Raw genomic sequence first — 17,038 nt, forward strand, 5'->3', positions numbered from 1 at the left:
GTCCGAGCCGTAGTTGGTCACGTACACCCGGCGCCGGTCCGGGGAGACCGCCACGTCCCGCGGGTTCTTCCCGACGCGGATGGACTGGTCCTCGGCGCGGTTGGTGAGGGTGTCGATCACCGACACCGAACCCGAGCCGTAGTTGGTCACGTAGCTGCGACGCCCGTCCTGGGACATCGCCATGCCCTGCGGGGAATCACCGACCCGGATCGAGGACACCCGGTCCGGACTTGGGGAACCGGACTGAGCCAGGTAGACACCGGCGCCTCCCGCGGCCAGCACCACCGCCACCACCCCGGCAAGAAGCCCGCCCCGCCGGCCTCTGGGCACCCGCACACGCCGCCCCCGCCGGGCCTCCTCCGCCGCCTTTTTCGGCTCGCCCGCTTCTTCCGCTTCTTCTGCTTCCTCCGACTCGGCCGGTTCGGCTGCTTGGGCTGCTTGGGCTGCTTGGGCTGCTTCGGCTGGTGGCAGGTGCTCGGTCGGCGGGGACGCCTGGGGGGCCCGGGGCCGCGGCGGCCTCGGGCCGCACCCTTCCTCCGGCCCGGCCGGCGGCGCGCCCGCGGGGACGGCCGACGGCTGCGCAGCGGCGACGGCGGCGAGCCGCCGGGAGGCCTCGGCGGCGTCCATCCGCCGTGCGGGGTCCTTGGCCAGCAGCCCGAACAGGACCGGGGTCAGCTCCCCGCCCCGCTGCGGCGGGGCGGGGAACTCCGACAGCACCGCGCTCAGGGTGGTGACCGGGCTGTCCCGGTCGAACGGGCCGGTCCCCTCGAGTGCGAAGTACAAGGTGGCGCCGAGCGAGAACAGGTCACAGGCCGGGGTCGGCTCCCCGTGCGCCCGCTCCGGAGCCATGTAACCCGGCGTCCCCAGGAAGTCCGCGGGAGCGGTCAGGCGGGTCGCCCCGGAACTCGGCTCCAGCGCGATGCCGTAGTCGATCAGCAGCACCTGACAGCCCTCCGCCGGATGGGAAAGCTGCGGGCCCGGTCGGGTCACCAGGATGTTGGCCGGCTTCACGTCCCGGTGCAGGATGCCGAGCCGGTGCCCCTCCCGCAGCGCATCCAACACCGCCAGCCCGATCCGGGCGACCTCGGCGGGCGGCAGCGGCCCCCACTCCCGCACCACCGCATCCAGATCCATCGCACCCGGCACGAACTCCATGACGATCCACGGCAGACCACCCGACTCCACCACGTCGTACACCGTCACCACATGCGGATGGTTACGCAGCCGGGCCGTGTGCTGCGCCTCCCCCTGCGCCCTCGTGATCCGCGCACCCACCTCCTCCTCCGGAACGCCCGGCGGCAGGACGATCTCCTTGAGCGCGACCTCGCACCGCAGATTGGGGTCGTACGCCTGCCACACCCGACCCCTGCCACCCGTCCCGAGCCGGCGCATCAGCCGGTAACGCCCGGCGATCACACGCCCGGCGGCCTCATACTCCTCCGACATGGCGCTCCCTCTTCCAGAACCGCCCGGTAGCAGTCCCGGCGAGCATAGGAAGACCCCCTCAAGGATATTTCATTACCAACCCGGCTGACCGGGCTCCCCGCCCCTGAGCCGCCGAAGGCATCGCCAGGATGAGCGGACGCTGCCAGAGACGGAGCGGGGCGGAGGCCTCCAAGGCTCCCGCCCCGCTCCGGGTGGGGGCCGTGGTGGCCCCGGGGGGGATCAGAAGACGCTGAAGCCGCCGAGGCCGCCGGCGCCGCCGTCGCCGAAGATGCTGGTGCCGCCCGCGCCACCGGCGCCGCCGTCGCCGAAGACGGTGTTGCCGCCGTTGCCGCCGCCCCCGCCGTTGCCGAAGACGCTGCTGCCGCCGAGGCCACCCGCACCGCCGTCACCGAAGATGCTGCCGCCGCCGGAGCCCCCGGTGCCGCCGTTGCCGAAGACGCTGCTGCCGCCCGCGCCGCCCGTGCCGCCGTTGCCGAAGACACTGCCGCCACCGCCGCCGCCACCGCCCCCGCCGCCGAAGACGCTGCTGCCGCCCGCGCCACCCGCGCCGCCGTTGCCGAAGACACTGCCGCCCCCGGCCCCACCGGAACCACCACCCGTGACCGCACTGGCGACCGTGGAATGACTCGGAGCCGCCGTCGCGGCGGACGCCGGAAGGGCGACGCCCCCGGTGACCACGGCAGCCGAGGCGAACACCATCGCGAAGCGGTAGCCCCGCCGCTTGGACGTGCCGTCCTTACGAGTACGGGCGCCACGGGTGTGAATGTTGCGAATCATGGGACTTCTCCTTCTGTAAGGGGGATTTTTACCGGCCCCAAATCCGAGGTCGTGAGAAAGGAAGAATTCTCTACGAGGATTTCTCTCCCTCGGTGTGGTCTCATTTCCTTTCCGGTGAGGCCGTACTTCCATTAGGCCCGACCGGAACAGCATCGTCATGCTCCGAGGACTCGGGACTTGACGGGACCGAAGACGCCGTCTAAAAGTCTGGTACGACAAGGGCGCACTGCTCCCGCCCACGGCGACGGCCTGGCTGGACGTTGCCGTCCGGCCAGGCCGTGAACTCGATGCTGCCCGCAGAAGTCAGGTCAGAAGATTACCGTTCCCATTGCCGTTACCGTTACCGTTGACCGTGTTGTTGTTCCCGATGACGATGATCGTGACGGGCCCATTGTTGTTGCCGTTCTTGGCGCCACCGTAACGATTGTTCTTGCTGTTCTTGCCACCCTTGTTGTACTTGCCGTCCTGCTTGTGTTTGCCCTGGCTGTTCTTCTTGTGCTTGCCGTGGCCACCGTGGTCGGCCGCAGTCGCGGTCACGCTGCCGGCGTGCGGCGTCGCCGGAGCGGCGGACGCACTGGTGGGTATCAGCACACCTCCCGCGGCCAGGGCGGTCGAGGCGGTGGCCAGCACGAGGCGCTGCGCCGAGAAGATGCGGTGCATGGGGGTGTCCTCCAGCAGGAAAGATCGTGGGGCTTGCCGAACGGCCCTGTCGTAGCGGGTGGGCCGGCTGCTCTGCGTGGGCCCGTGTCTCAAGTAAGCCCTGGCCGACGCATCACGTCACGCCGCTGACATTCGGGACTTGACAGCCGACGGCGATCCCGATAGATGCAGGACACGCGCTGCGGGCGCTCGTCATGGTCGCCCCACCGCCCGGCCTACCAGGGCGTGGCCGACGCGATGACCGGGGCCCGGGTCCTGGCTTCCCGCCGCTCCACGACTCGCCCCTCTCCAGGGGCGTACGGCTGAACCTGTCCGTAGCCCTGTACGCGGCCCGTGGGGCATCGTGGGCTTCTGCGCTGTCCGGTCCGGCAGCGCAGTGAGGGACGCGGAGGGTGCGTATGGCCCGGCAGGTCGTGTCGCGGCGGGAGCTGATCAGGCGGCGCCGGCGGAGCAGTTTCGTGGGGCGGCGCGGCGAGCTGGACGCGTTCCGGGCGAACTTCGGGCGGTCGGCGGAGGATCCGGCGTACGGGTTCCTGTTCCATGTGCACGGCAACGCGGGGGTCGGCAAGAGCACGCTGGTGCGGCAGTGGGAGAGCGTGGCCGCCGAGGCCGGGGCGGTGACGGTGTATCTCGACGACGCCGTACACGGGCCGTTGGAAGTGATGGAAGCCATCAGCGCGCGGCTTGCCGCACAGGGCTGTGAGATGCGCCGGTTCGACAAGCAGGCGGAGCGGCTGCGGCAGCGGGTGAACGAGGCCCGGGTGGCGCTGCTCGCCCAGGCGGCGGCCCAGGACGGGCCGGGAGCGGGGGCGGCTCAGCCGTCGGTGGGGAGTTCGCTGGCCGCGCAGGCGGGGCTGATCGGGCTCGGCATGGTGCCGGTGGTCGGTGCGGTCGCCGGTGCCGTGGATCCGGCGCAGCTCGCGCTGGGGACCGACCGGATACGGACCGCCGTGGGTGGACGGGGCCGGGCGGCCGCGGCGGCCGAGCTGGCCGAGGACCCGGTCGCGCTGCTGACTCCGGTGTTCTTGGAGGACCTCGCCGCGATCGCCGCCCAACGGCCGTGGGTGGTGCTGTTCTTCGATGTGTACGAACGGACCGGCCCGGCCCTGGACTCCTGGTTGTACGGACTGGCCTGCGGGGAAACCTCCGTCGATCTGCCCTCCAACATCCAGGTCGTCCTGGCGGGCCAGGGCGAACTCGATCCGCGTGTGTGGAACGGCGGGCGCGACCTGATCACCGAGGTGCCGCTGGAGGTGTTCACCGAGCAGGAGGCCCGTGCTTTGCTGACGGGTCAGGGCATCACCGAGGAACCGGTGGTCGAGGTCATCCTGAGGATGTCCGGGCGGCTTCCGGTCCTCGTCCACATGCTCGCCCAGGGGCGGCCGGGTTCCGCCGAACATGTCGACGACCCCGCCCACACCGCGGTCGAGCTGTTCCTCAAATGGGTGGCGGAAGACGAACTGCGGGCCGCGGCGCTTGCCTGCGCCCTGCCGCTGGAGTTCGACGAGGACGTCTTCCGCGCGGTCGTCCCGGAGGCAGCGAGGAACCGCTTTTCCTGGATAAGGACGCTGGCGTTCGTCACGGACCGGGCCGGCCGCTGTCGCTACCACGAGGTGGTGCGTGCGCCGATGGTGCGGCTGCGGCGTACCCAGTCACCGAGCGAGTGGCGGGCTGCGCACGAGGCCCTGGCCGAGTTCCACGCCGCGCTGCGGGCACGCACCGAGCAGGACGCCGCGTTCGAACCGTGGTTCTCACACCTGCTCAACGAGCACTACCACCTGCTGTGCCTGGCCCCGCACCAGAAACTGAACGATGTCCTCGCGGCCCTGGCGGAGTTCGCCCGCCGTGGTCCGGTCACGGCGCGGAGCTGGCTGAAGATGCTCGAACAGGCGGGACACGACAGCGGCCGCACCGACGTGGCGACCTGGGCCGGCCGACTGCAGGCGAGCGTACGCGGTGACGACGGCGACACCCTGCCCGTACTCGATGCCCTGCTCAGCCACCCCGGGCTGGACCCGGCAGGCCAGGCGGCCGCCCGGCTCGCCCGCGGCCGTCTCCACCGTGATGCGGAACGGTCCGGTGAGGCGCTTGCCGACTTCGACGCGGCGGTGTCCCTGGACCCGGAGAACGCCGAGGCCCGCTACGCACGCGGCCTGGCCCACCGCGACGCGGACCGTTACGACCAGGCCCTCGCCGACTTCGGCGAAGCCATGAGGGTGGACCCGGAAGACCCGTGGCCGGTCGTGTTCAGGGGACAGACCCACCTCTGGCAGGAGGACTGGGAACGTGCTCTCGCCGACTTCGACCATGCGATCGAGCTCGACCAGGGGCTGGGGCTCACCTGGTACCTGCGGGCCCACGCGTACGCGAGCACGGGGGACCACGAACGAGCACTCGCCGACCTGGACCGGTCCATCCAGGTCCAGCCGGACCAGGCCGCCGCCCATGCCGACCGGTCGAGCTGCCTTTCCAGGCTGCTGAGACACGACGAGGCGGTCCTCGCGATGGAACGAGCAGTGGAACTGTCCCCGTCCACGCTCTGGTACCGGGTACATCTGGCGGACCGGCTGCGCGACGTCGGCCGCCGGGAAGAGTGCCTGCGCGAGATCGACCGTGCACTCGTGGATCCGGTCCCGGCGGAGCTGCTCACCAGTTCCTTTCCGTTCTCGCTGCGTGCCTGGGCCCTGCACGGGCTCGGACGCGCGGACGAGGCCCAGGAGTGCCTCCGGCACGCACTCCGCAGCGTTGCGGAACCCGATGCGACGGTCTTCGCCCAGCAGGGCTGGCTGTTCTGGGAAGCCGGGGACCTCGAGCACGCCGAGCGTTGCTTCGACAGAGCGCTCACCCGCGAAGCCGAGTATCCGTGGGCGTACATCGGGCGGGGCATGACCCAGGTGTACGACGGCCGACCCGACGACGCCGTGAACTCCTTCACCCAGGGCTTCAAGATCCAGCTCGCGGTACCGGCGGCGACCGCGGAACAGTCCCTCGCCCGCCCCCTCGTTGAGCTGATCACCGCCCACCTGCCCACCCAGCGCGAGGCCCTCACCGCAGCCGCCCGGCTCTGCGCGCTGCTCTCCTGGCAGCAGCAGTGGCCTCACCTGTCCCGTCAGCTCACCACTGTCCTCGCCCACCGCCCGAGCCCCCGCCTGCTCGCCGGAGCCCTGCGGCTGCTCGGCGAACTCACCACGGTTATCGGCACAGGCCCGGAGACAGAGGAGCAGCGGCGCGTCGCCTGGACGCTCCGTATGATCCGCCCGCTCCAGGCCGTCCTCGCCCGCCTGCCCGGCTCCCGTGCCGCTCCCGCCGCCGGCGACGAGGAGAAGTGAAGTGCCGCCGAGGCCGGGCCGTCACCGCCCCCGCAAGCTGACGTCCCCCTCACTTCTCGGCCCACGGAAGGCGAACAGGTCCGCTCGGCCGGCATGGTGGGTCACTTTCTCGAACTCGCCGGAGTGCGTCTCCTCGGTCTTACGGGCGACGCCGAGCCCACAGCCTGGGCCGCGCAGCCTCGACGCACTCGCCGCGCTGGCCCGCACCTTCTCGAACGTATGCAGCACCAGCCCAGCTTGCTCGACGGTTTCGCCGCCGAGAGCGGACTCGGCCCGGCCCCGCCAGAACATCGATCCGAAACCTCAGGAGCGGCGTCGCATGAACGCGTGACGGTGCGGCCCCGGGCGCGAGGGCAGCGCATTGCCCAGCGAGTGCGAGGCACATCGCGGAAGGGCTGCCGACCGAGCGCAACTCAATTCGAATGAGGGAGTGGAGGACTCCGACGCATGGGTAGCAGCCGTGAGATCATTCGTGTCTGCAGCCTTGGGCCTTGGAGCTGTCGCTTTCCGCTGGTCACAGGCTGAGCGGCTCTCCGGAGCGCTGGCGACACCGCACTGCGACAGCTGGGGGAACGGGCGTGGGGGACAGTGGGACAACGGAAGTGCGCCGGGAGCGTACGCGTGCCGAGCGGCTGACCGAAGGGCTGACCGTCGCCGTGGCGTCGGCCCTCTCGTTCGGCCTGCTGGCCGGCCCGACAGTGGTCTTCGGTACGACCACTTGGCATCTGGCCACCGGCACCGGTACCACCGCGTTCAGCCGGTTCTTGACTCCGGTGATCTTCCTCGCCCTCGTGACGCTGCCGCTCATCCTGGCCTGCGCGGTGTTCCGCTCGGGCCGGCGCAAGAGCAGGGAGCCACTGACGGCCGCCGTCCCGGCGGCGCTGACGCTGCTCGGCGCGTCCGTCGTGCCGTTCGCGGCTCTGTGCCTGATCTTCATGTACGCGGACTGATCTCGGGCTACGGCGGTCCGCCTGACGTTCACAAAGACGGCCGTGTTGTCACCGGGGAACGCGGCGCTGCACCTCGGTGAAAGGGTGCCAGTTGTCATGCCCTGCGGCTGCTTCGCTTTCATGCTCGACATCCGACCTGATCGCCGTCCGGCGCCGTCCTGTGGTGTCGAGCGGCGGGCGGAACGGCGACGCAGCCACAGGGGGAGTGCGCACCAGGGCAGGACGCACAGAGCATCACGCCGCCGGCGGGCGATTTCGCCAAGAGGCCCGGCACGACGAAGTGCATGAACGGCCGGCAGCCCGTGGGCACTTGCCGAACACGGTCAGCCAACGCCGGTGACGAGTACACCGCTGCTCCGTCCCCAGGATCCGCGGCCGCTGCGGGCCGGGCAGCCGAGGTCCGGCCGCCGGCCCGTGTGTTCACGTCACCGCCCGGTCGCTCCACCGCGAAGGGAACCCGCAGGGATGCTGCTGCCGAGGGGAAAGGCGTCGGGGCACGCGGACTGAAGCCGGGTGCCCCGGCGACGCATGCCGGGGCACGTCCCAACTTCGCTGGAGCTCCGCGCCAACCGCCGCTCGCAACGTCCATTTGGAGGCCGCGAACCCTCGTGCCCACCCAGCGGCACCAAAAAGCAGGGACTCCCGCAGCCCCTCGACCGGGCATAGCAACTCATGAAGGAGGCGCCCGGTGGCGGGCGCCTCGTGCGGCTGAAGGGATGTGCTGTGAACGAAGCGTTTTCTGCGGCATCACCGGAACAAGCCGAGTCCGGCCGACGGGTGAAGGCGTCGCCGGTGTCCCGCCGCGGCTTCCTGGCAGGCGCCGGCGCCGCGGTGGCGCTGACGTCGTTGGCCGGGCCGAGTGCCGTCGCGGCCGGTCCCGGCACCAGCGGCACGGGCAACCTGCGGCTGGGCGCGGGTACCACGTTCGGGGCACGGGTCTCGCCCGACGGCCGGTGGATCGCCCTCGACCTCCTGGGAGTGCTGTGGGTGATGCCGGCGTCGGGTGGGCCCGCGCGGCGGCTGACCAGCGACCTGTTCGACATCGCGCAGCCCGACTGGTCCCCGGACAGCGGCCGGTTGGTCTTCCAGTCCTACCGTGACGGGGTCTTCAACCTCTGGACCGTACGGCCCGACGGCGGTGGGCTGCGCCAGTTGACCGAGGGCCCCTTCGACCACCGGGAGCCTCGCTGGTCGCCGGACGGGCGCTCGATCGTCTTCTCGGGCGACGCGTCGGGCAGTTACGCGATCCACACGTACGACATCGGCAGCGGACGGATCGGCGTACTCTCCGACGGCCCCGGTGAGGAGTACGAGCCGGCCTGGTCGCCGGACGGCAACCGGGTGGCCTTCGTGGTGGACAACACCCGTATCGAGGCCGTGGACCGCACCACCGGCCGGCGCAGCACCCGTGTCACCGTGCCCGCGGGCCAGGTGATCCACCAGCCGGAATGGACTCCGGACGGCGCCGGCCTGGTCCACCACCTCACCTATGACGGGCGCTGCCACCTGATGACCGGTGACACACCCCTGGTGGACGACCAGGAAGCGTTCCCGTTCAGGGTGTCCTGGCTCGATCGCGAACGCTTCCTCTACACCGCGGACGGCCGGATCCACGTACGGTCACTCCACGGCCCAGGCACCCGGACCATCGGCTTTTCCGCCGCCGTCACGACCCGCAGGCCGAGGTACACCAGGCGCCGGTCCGACTTCGAGAGCACCGGGCCGCGGCCCGTGCGCGGAATCGGGAGCCCGGTGCTGTCCCCCGACGGAGAGCACATCGCCTTCCGGGCACTCAATGACATCTACGTCATGAAGATCGGCCGTGCGCCGCAGCCCCTGACCCGCGACCACTGGTGGAAGTGCGACCCCGCCTGGTCGCCCGACGGGAAGCAGCTGGCCTACTCGACGGACCGTGGCGGGACGCTCGACATCTGGATCAGGGATCTGGACACGGGCCGGGACCGGCAACTGACCGACCTCGGTACCAGGGCGGCGCTGTCGGCGGCATGGTCGCCCAGCGGAAAGGAGATCGCCTTCCTGGACCAGGACGGCGCGCTGTGGACCGCCGACGTGGCGAGCGGAGACGTGCGCCAGGTCTTCACCGCGACGTTCGAGCCCGGAAGACCCACCTGGTCCCCCGACGGCGAAACGATCGCCCTGGCAGCGGTGAAACCGTACTCGGCCCGGTTCCGCGAAGGGCTGAGCCAGATCCTGCTCGTCAACAGGACCACCGGGCGGGGCAGATACGTCGAGGCCGTGGCCGGCCGCTCGATCCAGACCAGGGGAGACGACGGGCCGGTCTGGTCACCCGACGGCAGGCGCATGGCGTTCGCGGTCGCCAGCGTCCTGCACACCGTGGACGTCGCCACGGACGGAACGCCGGTCGCTGAACCCCGGCAGATCACCGGCGAAGTGACCGACGCACCGTCATGGAGCGGCGACTCGACGCACCTCCTGTACCTCAACAACGGCAGGCTCCGCCTCGTGCCGGCGGACGGCGGGCGCCCCCGCACGGTCGCCGTGCCCCTGACGTGGACCGCCGTCCGGCCGCCGGCGCGCACCGTGGTCCACGCGGGCCGAATGTGGGACGGCCTGCGCCAGGAGCTCCGGCGCGATGTCGACATCGTGGTCGAAGGACACCGCATCAGGGCCGTGGAGCCGCACACCGACGGCCGGGCGGGCAAACGCATCGACGCGCGCGACCGGCTGGTGATGCCCGGACTCATCGACATGCACCACCACCGGGAAATGCAGGGCTACGCCTACGGCGACCGGCAGGGACGGCTCTGGCTCTCCCTGGGCGTGACCACCACGAGATCCCCGGGCAGCCCCGCTTACCACATGGTCGAAGAGCGCGAGGCCACCCGGTCCGGCGCCCGGATCGCGCCCAGGTACTTCGCGACGGGTGAGGCGGTCGACGGGCCGCGCATCTACTACAACTTCATGCGCCCCACGTTCAGCGACGCCCAACTGAAGCTCGAACTGGAGCGCGCGAAGAGCCTGGAGTACGACCTCATGAAGTGCTACGTCCGCCTGCCGGTCATGTGGCACAAGCGCGTGGTCGCCTTCGCGCACGGCGTCGGGATCCCCGTCACGTCGCACTACCACTACCCGGCGATGGCCTTCGGCGGAGACGCGATGGAGCACACGGGCGCGACGAACCGCTTCGGCTACTCGCGCACGGTGACACCGCTCGGAACGGGCTACTCCGACGTCACCGATCTCTTCGTCGCGTCGGACATGGCCCGCACACCGACCCTCTTCGGTTCGACCACCCTGTACCGGGAGGACAAGTCCCTGGTCGAGGACCGCCGGGTGCGGACACTGAATCCGCCGTGGCGGATGGCCGCCCTCCGGGAGAGCGCCGACGCCGCGAGCCGGACCGACCAGAGCGCACGGCGTGCGAACCTCCGGGCGCAGGTCCGGCAGGCCCTCGACATCTTCCGCAGGGGAGGCCGGATCGTCACCGGCACCGACGCCCCGATCGACCACGCGGCAGTCAGCCTGCACATGAACCTGCGTGCCATGGTCACCTACGGGTTCACCCCGTACGAGGCCCTGACGACCGCGACCAGCCTGGCGGGCGAGACCCTGCACGAAGATCTCGGCCGGATCGCACCCGGCATGTACGCCGACCTCGCCGTCGTCGACGGTGATCCCTTCACCGACATCAAGGACGCCGCCAACGTCGAACAGGTGCTCGTGTCCGGCATCGCGCACACCGTCGACTCGCTGATGCAGCCGTTCTCCGAGGCCCCGGCGTCCGGCTTCCGGAAGCCGGACGGGGGCGGCACCGTGCTGCCTCCCGTGCCCGACCACCCGTCCAACAGCGCCTTCTGGTGGCACGGGCACGCATACGTGGAGGAGGCACGGCACGCCTGCTGCAGCGGGTGAAGAACGCCGAGCGTGCGTCGGGCCGTATCCCCGCGCGGCCCGACGCTGTCGGTGCCCGCCGGTGAACCGAGCACGGCCCGTTGAACGAACACCTGCCGTCGTTCGGGTCGCCGGCGCGCCTCCAGCCTCTCGACGGCGTCTGCCCGACGTCTTCCTCGTCAGCCCTTTTCCGCCTCTCCCGGCAGAGCCTGATCGAGGAGGACTTCCGCCGCCGCCCGCGCGTGTCGGCCGTAGTCCGCTTCGTCCAGCACCATGGCACGGCTGGCCGCCCCGTCCGCGAGGGTGGCCAGTTGCTCGGCGAGTGTGAGTGGTTCGCGGCAGCCCATCTCCGTCACCAGCGCGACGATCAGTCGCACCATGCGCAGCTTCTGCTCCCGGGCGTAGGAGTGCACCGCGCTCTCCGGGTCGGGGAACTCCGCGGCGGCATCGATGAACGGACACCCGCGCACCGGAGCCGCGTCCGCCACCGGCTGGTCGAACAACCTGCGGATCCGGTCACGCGGAGGGATGTCCTCGCGGGTCAGCACGCCTTCCAGGGTGGCCCCCGACAACGCGAGGCCCTGCAAGTGGGCGATGACCAGATCGTTCTTGGTTCGAAAGTGCGCGTAGAGCGTCCGTTTGGACACCGGCGCCTTCTCGGCGACCTGTTCCATGCCGGTCGCGCTGATGCCCTGGGTCGCGAACAGCCGGGCGGCGGCGGCCAGGATGCGCTCCCGCCCGCCGCGCCCTCGCCGCTGGGAGGCCGTGGCCGTCGAACTCGCCGTCGTGTTCATGGAGCAAGTATACGCACTCGTTTACTTCGGTCGGCATGCCGCGTTATGGTGACCTCCATATGTAAACGACATCGTTTACACGAACTCGTTCGTCATCAAGGAGTCCCATGAGCAGGTCCGTCCCCACTGAGCTGAGCAGCTGCGCGGAGAAGCTGATACGCGGCCGTCACGCGACCCGCGCGTTCCGTCCGGAACCCGTCCCCGAGGACACGATGCGCAGGATCTTCTCGCTGGCCGGCACCGCGCCGTCCAACTCCAACGCACAACCGTGGCAGGTGCAGGTGGTGAGCGGCGCGGCACGTCAGCGCCTGGCCGGTGCCCTGCAGACGGCCCACGCCGAACGGCGCACCTCGGTGGACTTCCCGTATTCCGAAGGGATGTACGCGCAGGTGCACCAGACACGTCGGGCGGCGTTCGGTGCCGAACTGTACGGGGCACTGGGCATCGGCCCCGATGATCACACGGCACGTGCGGCCTACGACTCGGAAAGCCTGCGCTTCTACGGCGCGCCGCACGCGGCGTTCCTCTTCGTCCACGGTGACGGAGAGGCCCGGCTGGCCGCGGATGTCGGCGCCTACATGCAGACACTGCTCCTGGCAATGACCGCGTACGGCGTGGACAGTTGCCCGCAGGGACTGTTGAGCTTCTACGCCGACACCGTCCGCGCCGAACTCGGCGTCACTGGAGGGAAGCTGCTCGTCGGCATCTCCTTCGGGTATGCCGACGAGGCGGCGCCGGTGAATCGGGTGAAGACCGAGCGGGCTCCACTCGAGTCGACCACGGCCTTCCACGACTAGGCAGTTTCGCTACGAGAAGACCGCGACCATCCACCTGGCCGGACTCAGCATCGTTGGCATCTTTCTGCGGTCCGCCCGATCTGCGAGGCGAGGAACACCGAGGCCGTCTGGGTGTTCACGTCCCTAAGGACGAGCGCATGGCGTACACCTGGAAGGAGAGCAGGAAGGTGAAGATGCCTGCGTGGTCAGTCCTGGCCTCATCAGCGGCACCATGATCCGGAAGAACATGCCCCAGCGCTGCAGCCGTCGGGGCCGGCGCCGATCCGGGCGAAGTCCTCGCGTGTTACTCGCAGGTAAGAGACGATGAGCGAAACCGTCCACACGACCGGGGGCCGAAGCAGCGGTGACGACTTTCGACGAACGGACCACGGTGCACGCCTTCCGCGACGACGCTCTGGGAGACCATGACGCCGTGGGGCTAGCCGAGGCGATCCGCCGGAATGAGGTGAGTGCCGCGGAGGTCGCCCGGGACGCGGCCGAGCGGGTGGCAGCGGCCGACGCGCAGCTCAACGCGGTCCAGCTGCGCATCGACCCCCCGGCCGAACCGGCCGCGGCGGGCGGCGCCTTCGCTGGTGTGCCGACCTTCGTCAAGGACAACACCGACTACCTGGCTCTGCCCACCGGCCACGGCAGCGCGGCCTTCACGCCGAGGGCCGCCCGCCGCCACGCGCCCTTTGCCCGTCAGTTCCTGAGCACCGGCGTCACCGTACTGGGCAAGACCCGGCTGCCGGAGTTCGGCTTCAGTCCGACCACCGAGTACGACGGCGCCGAACCCGTCCGCAACCCCTGGAACACCGGCTACTCGGCGGGCGGATCCTCCGGCGGCAGCGCCGCGCTCGTGGCCGCAGGAGCGGTGCCGATCGCGCACGCCAACGACGGCGGCGGCTCGATCCGCATCCCCGCCGCCTGTTGCGGCCTGGTCGGACTCAAGCCGTCCCGGGGCCGCGTCGTGGCGAACGCACAGAGCCGTCAACTGCCGCTGGACATCGTCACCGACGGCGTCGTGAGCCGTTCCGTGCGGGACGCCGCCGCGTTCTTGGCTGGCGCCGAGACGTACTGGCGCAATCCGAAACTGCCTCCCGTAGGCCTGGTCGAGGGCCCCTCGGAGCGGCGGTTGCGCATTGGCTTGCTCTTGGACTCGCCGAACGGAGTCCGTTCGGACACCGCCACACGGGCGGCCGTCACCCGGACCGTGACCACACTCGAGCGGCTCGGCCACACCGTGGAGCCGGTGGAACTGGCCATCGACCCCCGCTTCACCGACGACTTCCTCACCTTCTGGGGCCTTCTGGCGTTCCTCCTCGGCGTCACGGGCCGCACCCTCGGCGCCGACTTCGACCGCCAGCGCATGGACGGCCTCAGCCGGGGGCTGCGTGAGACGTACCTGCGCGACTGGCGGCACACTCCGGGCGTCCTGCGACGGCTGAAGCGTACGAAGGAGGCGTATGCGGCCGCCTTCCGCGGGCTCGACCTCGTCCTCTCACCGGTGCTCGCCCACACCACACCGCCGATCGGACACCTCAGCCCTGTTGTCCCCTACGCGACCCTGATCGAGCGCATCCTCGCGTACGTCGCCTTCACGCCGGTCAGCAACGTCGTCGGCACCCCCTCGGTCTCGGTTCCGTCCCCGGGCCTGACGGACGGCGGACTCCCCGTCGGCGTCATGTTCTCCGGCCGCCCCGGAAGCGAACGCCAACTGCTGGAGATCGCGTACGAACTGGAGGCGGAACAGCCCTTCCCGCGCATCCAGGACTCCTGACATTCCGATAGGGCCGAAATGCGGCCTACTGAGAGACTTGCAGGGTCCGTCGGGCTGATGGAGGCGCAGGGGTGCAGGACGACGCCGAGACGACGGAATCCCCGTCGAGGAGTCCTCGCTGTACGAGGAGCACGGCGCCGACGTCCTCGATGTCCTCAAGCCCCAGGTCGACGAGATCGACCTGGCGGTCCAGGACCTGCGGGCGCACGTCTCACTCCAGGCGGAGGTGCTGGACCTCCTGAAACTGGGCGTGGGCGCCGGTCGTCACCGAGCCGGTCGCCAAGCGTGCGAAGCTCACCATCAGCCAGGGCCAGTGCCGCGCACGACAGCACCGTCCATCCGGTGAGGACCAACAGCACCGGCAGCCTCAGCACCACTGCGACGGCGACCTCGGCCGGCAGTTGGCGCTGGTACCTCCCCGGAACGACCACGACGACACGGGTCGTCTCGACCGGGGACGCCGTCGCACTGAAGTAGTTCTTCGTCCGCACGCACTGCGGACGTGTGAACCCCGGCCCATGAAGCCGGAGTTCACGCATGCTGTCCGCGGTACGTGCTCAGCAGCCGCCGCAGTTGTAGTAGGTGACGTCCCAGTGGTTGCCCTCGTCGGCGTAGACGTTGCCGGAAGCGGACCGCCATTGCGGGGACCCGTCGCCGCGCACGCCGATGTAGGAGAAGGTGTTCTTGATGTAGTTGCCGAGGCAGGTGTACTTGCTGAAGTCCAGCTTGTAGCCGTTCCAGTGCGAGTACGTGCCGGAGGCGTGCCCGGTCTCCGTGCCGCCGGTGATGTTCAGCGCGCAGCCGCTGGCCCGCTTCAGAGTCTGGGCACCCTGGGCCGTGGAGAGGTTGAGCTGCTCGAATGACGTGCAGGTCGGGTTGTTGCGGCTGGAGCAGCCACCCGAGGACGACCAGGTGATGCCGACCTGGCGGAACATCGACGTGGCGGTGGAGTGACTGATCTTGGTGACGGCGAAGGCGTCGCCCGCCGCTCCGATCACGACGGCGCCGGGAGCGACGACGAGTGCGAGCGCGGTCAGGATCGAGCGGATCCGAACGCTGACGACCGCTTTGAGATGTTTCACGTGAAACCTCCTGCGAAGAGTCGTGTGCCATGTGAGGTGACTGTGCAGGTGGTGCGCGGTGGGGCAGATCGTGCACCGAGATAGTGCCGGGGTCTACGCGCGTTGGCCAGAGGGCTGGCATTTCCGGCAACTCACCGAGGAGAACCGGCGCCTCCGCGACCAACTCGTCGGCGCACTGGGCGAGCAACGAGCAGACAGAATCACGAAAGACAAGCGAAGGGAAGACGATGAATACCGCCGAAGAGCAGGACCGTCTCCTGCGGGGACCCAGAAGCGCTCTCGAACGAGCACGGCAGGACCCGGCGACGTGGGCCGACCTGGCCTACTGCGCTCAGATCACCGCCGAGGGTCCCATGGCCGACCGCAACAGAGCCGCCCGCTTCGCAGTTCTGTGGGCACTGCAATACGACCGCCGCCCCCAGGACCTGACGTTCCTGCGTTTCCTCCTCCAGCAGCAGATCACTTACTACCGCGAGGCCGTCCCCTGGGGCATGGCCCCCGACCTGACACTGGCGGGATTCCTGGTCGCCGAACACCGGCAGGTGGAGGACCTGTGGCTGCACTGGGACGCCAAGAACATCAGCTTCGATACGGCGCTGGGCTACCACCTCTACCATCTCCTCACCACAGGTATCGCCGTCGCCACGGAGACGGTGCGAGCCAGCTCCCACCCCGACCGCGAACGCATCCTGGGTGACATCACCTCGGCCCGGCATACCGATGCCGCCGTCGAGGAGTGGCTGGACCGGCAACGCACACGATTCCCTTCCGATCCGGCAGACGAAGGACTCACATCGTGGGCCCACCACGCCGCGCGTCTCGGCGAGCGCGAGGCGTCCCGCCTCTTCATAACCGAGTGGGCGGCAGGTGAGCCCCGAACCGACGACACGCTCAACACACTGCAGTTCCACCTCGCTCAGCTCGGCTACCTCACCGAAGCCGTGGAAGTACAGAAAGAAGCCGTCGCGATCAGTGATTCGTCGTGGTCAGGAGCCAGGGTCAGCACACTGCTCACCCTGGCTCGGCTGCAACGCCGAACCGACGACTATGCGGGCGCATGGCAAACACTTCAGGAGGCCCAGCGCTGCCTTCCTCCCCGCAAGCACGGCTTGGACCAGGGAATATGGCGGCACTTCGTCAAGGAGTGCTTCCTCCTCGTCCCGATCGCTCCCGACGACTCAACAGCCCACCGACTGCTCGCCGTCAGCGAGCCGGACCTGCACGGGATTCCTCGACTCTGGATGGACGGAGTCCTCGACGCCGCAATCGCGGCTGCCGAACACATCGACGACCAGCCTGCAGTCCACCGCTACCGCGCTCAGAAGGAGGCTGCGGCCCGCGAACGCGATCAGGAACTCGGCCGGCCCCGTCACGCGTCAGGACCCCCACCCTCGTGAACCCCAGCACCAGCCGCATGGAGATGAACCACCTCATCAGGAACCGCAACAGCGCGTCTTACCCTGATAACGATCAGTCGGACATGTGCTACGAGAACGCCGCTGCAATCTCCACCTCGACAACAGCGTCCTCAACGCAAACATCAAGGTCGCAGGCGCGAAGCCAGCCCGGAC

The 17,038-nt window shown here is 69.7% G+C and carries 12 protein-coding genes; 7 read left to right on the forward strand and 5 right to left on the reverse strand.

Annotated elements, in window-relative coordinates:
* The 3 genes from ACIGO6_RS38585 to ACIGO6_RS38595 form a co-directional block, all read right to left on the reverse strand.
* On the reverse strand, window positions 1-1,446 hold a 1,446-nt coding region (locus ACIGO6_RS38585), incomplete at its 3' end, for a serine/threonine-protein kinase (protein WP_399884944.1).
* Window positions 1,447-1,665: 219 nt separating this feature from the next.
* Window positions 1,666-2,223: a hypothetical protein gene (locus ACIGO6_RS38590; RefSeq protein WP_399884946.1), complete on the reverse strand. Its 558-nt coding sequence runs from the start codon at window positions 2,221-2,223 to the stop codon at window positions 1,666-1,668.
* Between the two features lie 303 nt (window positions 2,224-2,526).
* Window positions 2,527-2,883 carry a hypothetical protein gene (locus ACIGO6_RS38595; RefSeq protein WP_399884948.1) on the reverse strand — a complete coding sequence of 119 codons (357 nt, stop codon included), beginning with the start codon at window positions 2,881-2,883 and terminating at the stop codon, window positions 2,527-2,529.
* Between the two features lie 398 nt (window positions 2,884-3,281).
* Here ACIGO6_RS38595 and ACIGO6_RS38600 point away from each other — a divergent pair, with 398 nt between their 5' ends.
* From ACIGO6_RS38600 to ACIGO6_RS38610, 3 genes are all read left to right on the forward strand, one after another.
* Entirely contained in the window at window positions 3,282-6,212 is a 2,931-nt protein-coding gene (locus ACIGO6_RS38600; protein ID WP_399884950.1) for a tetratricopeptide repeat protein, read from the forward strand.
* Between the two features lie 602 nt (window positions 6,213-6,814).
* The gene (locus ACIGO6_RS38605; RefSeq protein WP_399884952.1) at window positions 6,815-7,162 is read left to right on the forward strand and encodes a hypothetical protein; all 348 of its coding nucleotides are present in this window, start codon (window positions 6,815-6,817) and stop codon (window positions 7,160-7,162) included.
* Between the two features lie 792 nt (window positions 7,163-7,954).
* Window positions 7,955-11,056, forward strand: a complete 3,102-nt coding sequence (locus tag ACIGO6_RS38610) for an amidohydrolase family protein (protein WP_399884954.1) — start codon at window positions 7,955-7,957, stop codon at window positions 11,054-11,056.
* Between the two features lie 158 nt (window positions 11,057-11,214).
* Here ACIGO6_RS38610 and ACIGO6_RS38615 read toward each other — a convergent pair whose 3' ends face one another.
* Window positions 11,215-11,829: a TetR/AcrR family transcriptional regulator gene (locus tag ACIGO6_RS38615; protein WP_399884956.1), complete on the reverse strand. Its 615-nt coding sequence runs from the start codon at window positions 11,827-11,829 to the stop codon at window positions 11,215-11,217.
* Between the two features lie 107 nt (window positions 11,830-11,936).
* Between ACIGO6_RS38615 and ACIGO6_RS38620 the strand changes: the two genes are divergently transcribed.
* The 3 genes from ACIGO6_RS38620 to ACIGO6_RS38630 all read left to right on the forward strand — a co-directional run bounded on the left by ACIGO6_RS38620 (window position 11,937) and on the right by ACIGO6_RS38630 (window position 14,862).
* Window positions 11,937-12,626 carry a nitroreductase family protein gene (locus tag ACIGO6_RS38620; RefSeq protein ID WP_399884958.1) on the forward strand — a complete coding sequence of 230 codons (690 nt, stop codon included), beginning with the start codon at window positions 11,937-11,939 and terminating at the stop codon, window positions 12,624-12,626.
* A 343-nt stretch (window positions 12,627-12,969) separates the two neighbouring features.
* The gene (locus ACIGO6_RS38625; RefSeq protein WP_399884960.1) at window positions 12,970-14,385 is read left to right on the forward strand and encodes an amidase; all 1,416 of its coding nucleotides are present in this window, start codon (window positions 12,970-12,972) and stop codon (window positions 14,383-14,385) included.
* 342 nt (window positions 14,386-14,727) lie between these two features.
* On the forward strand, window positions 14,728-14,862 hold the full coding sequence (locus tag ACIGO6_RS38630; protein ID WP_399884962.1) for a hypothetical protein: 135 nt from the start codon (window positions 14,728-14,730) through the stop codon (window positions 14,860-14,862).
* Between the two features lie 80 nt (window positions 14,863-14,942).
* On the opposite strand, the gene ACIGO6_RS38635 is transcribed toward ACIGO6_RS38630, so the two are convergent.
* Window positions 14,943-15,467: a hypothetical protein gene (locus tag ACIGO6_RS38635; RefSeq protein WP_399884964.1), complete on the reverse strand. Its 525-nt coding sequence runs from the start codon at window positions 15,465-15,467 to the stop codon at window positions 14,943-14,945.
* Between the two features lie 353 nt (window positions 15,468-15,820).
* On the opposite strand from ACIGO6_RS38635, the gene ACIGO6_RS38640 reads away from it, so the two are divergent.
* Window positions 15,821-16,864 (forward strand): hypothetical protein, encoded by a 1,044-nt coding sequence (locus ACIGO6_RS38640; RefSeq protein ID WP_399884966.1) that lies wholly within the window; start codon window positions 15,821-15,823, stop codon window positions 16,862-16,864.
* Window positions 16,865-17,038 lie beyond the last annotated feature (174 nt).

Source organism: Streptomyces sp. NPDC053750, assembly GCF_044544295.1.
Classification (GTDB): Bacteria; Actinomycetota; Actinomycetes; order Streptomycetales; family Streptomycetaceae; genus Streptomyces.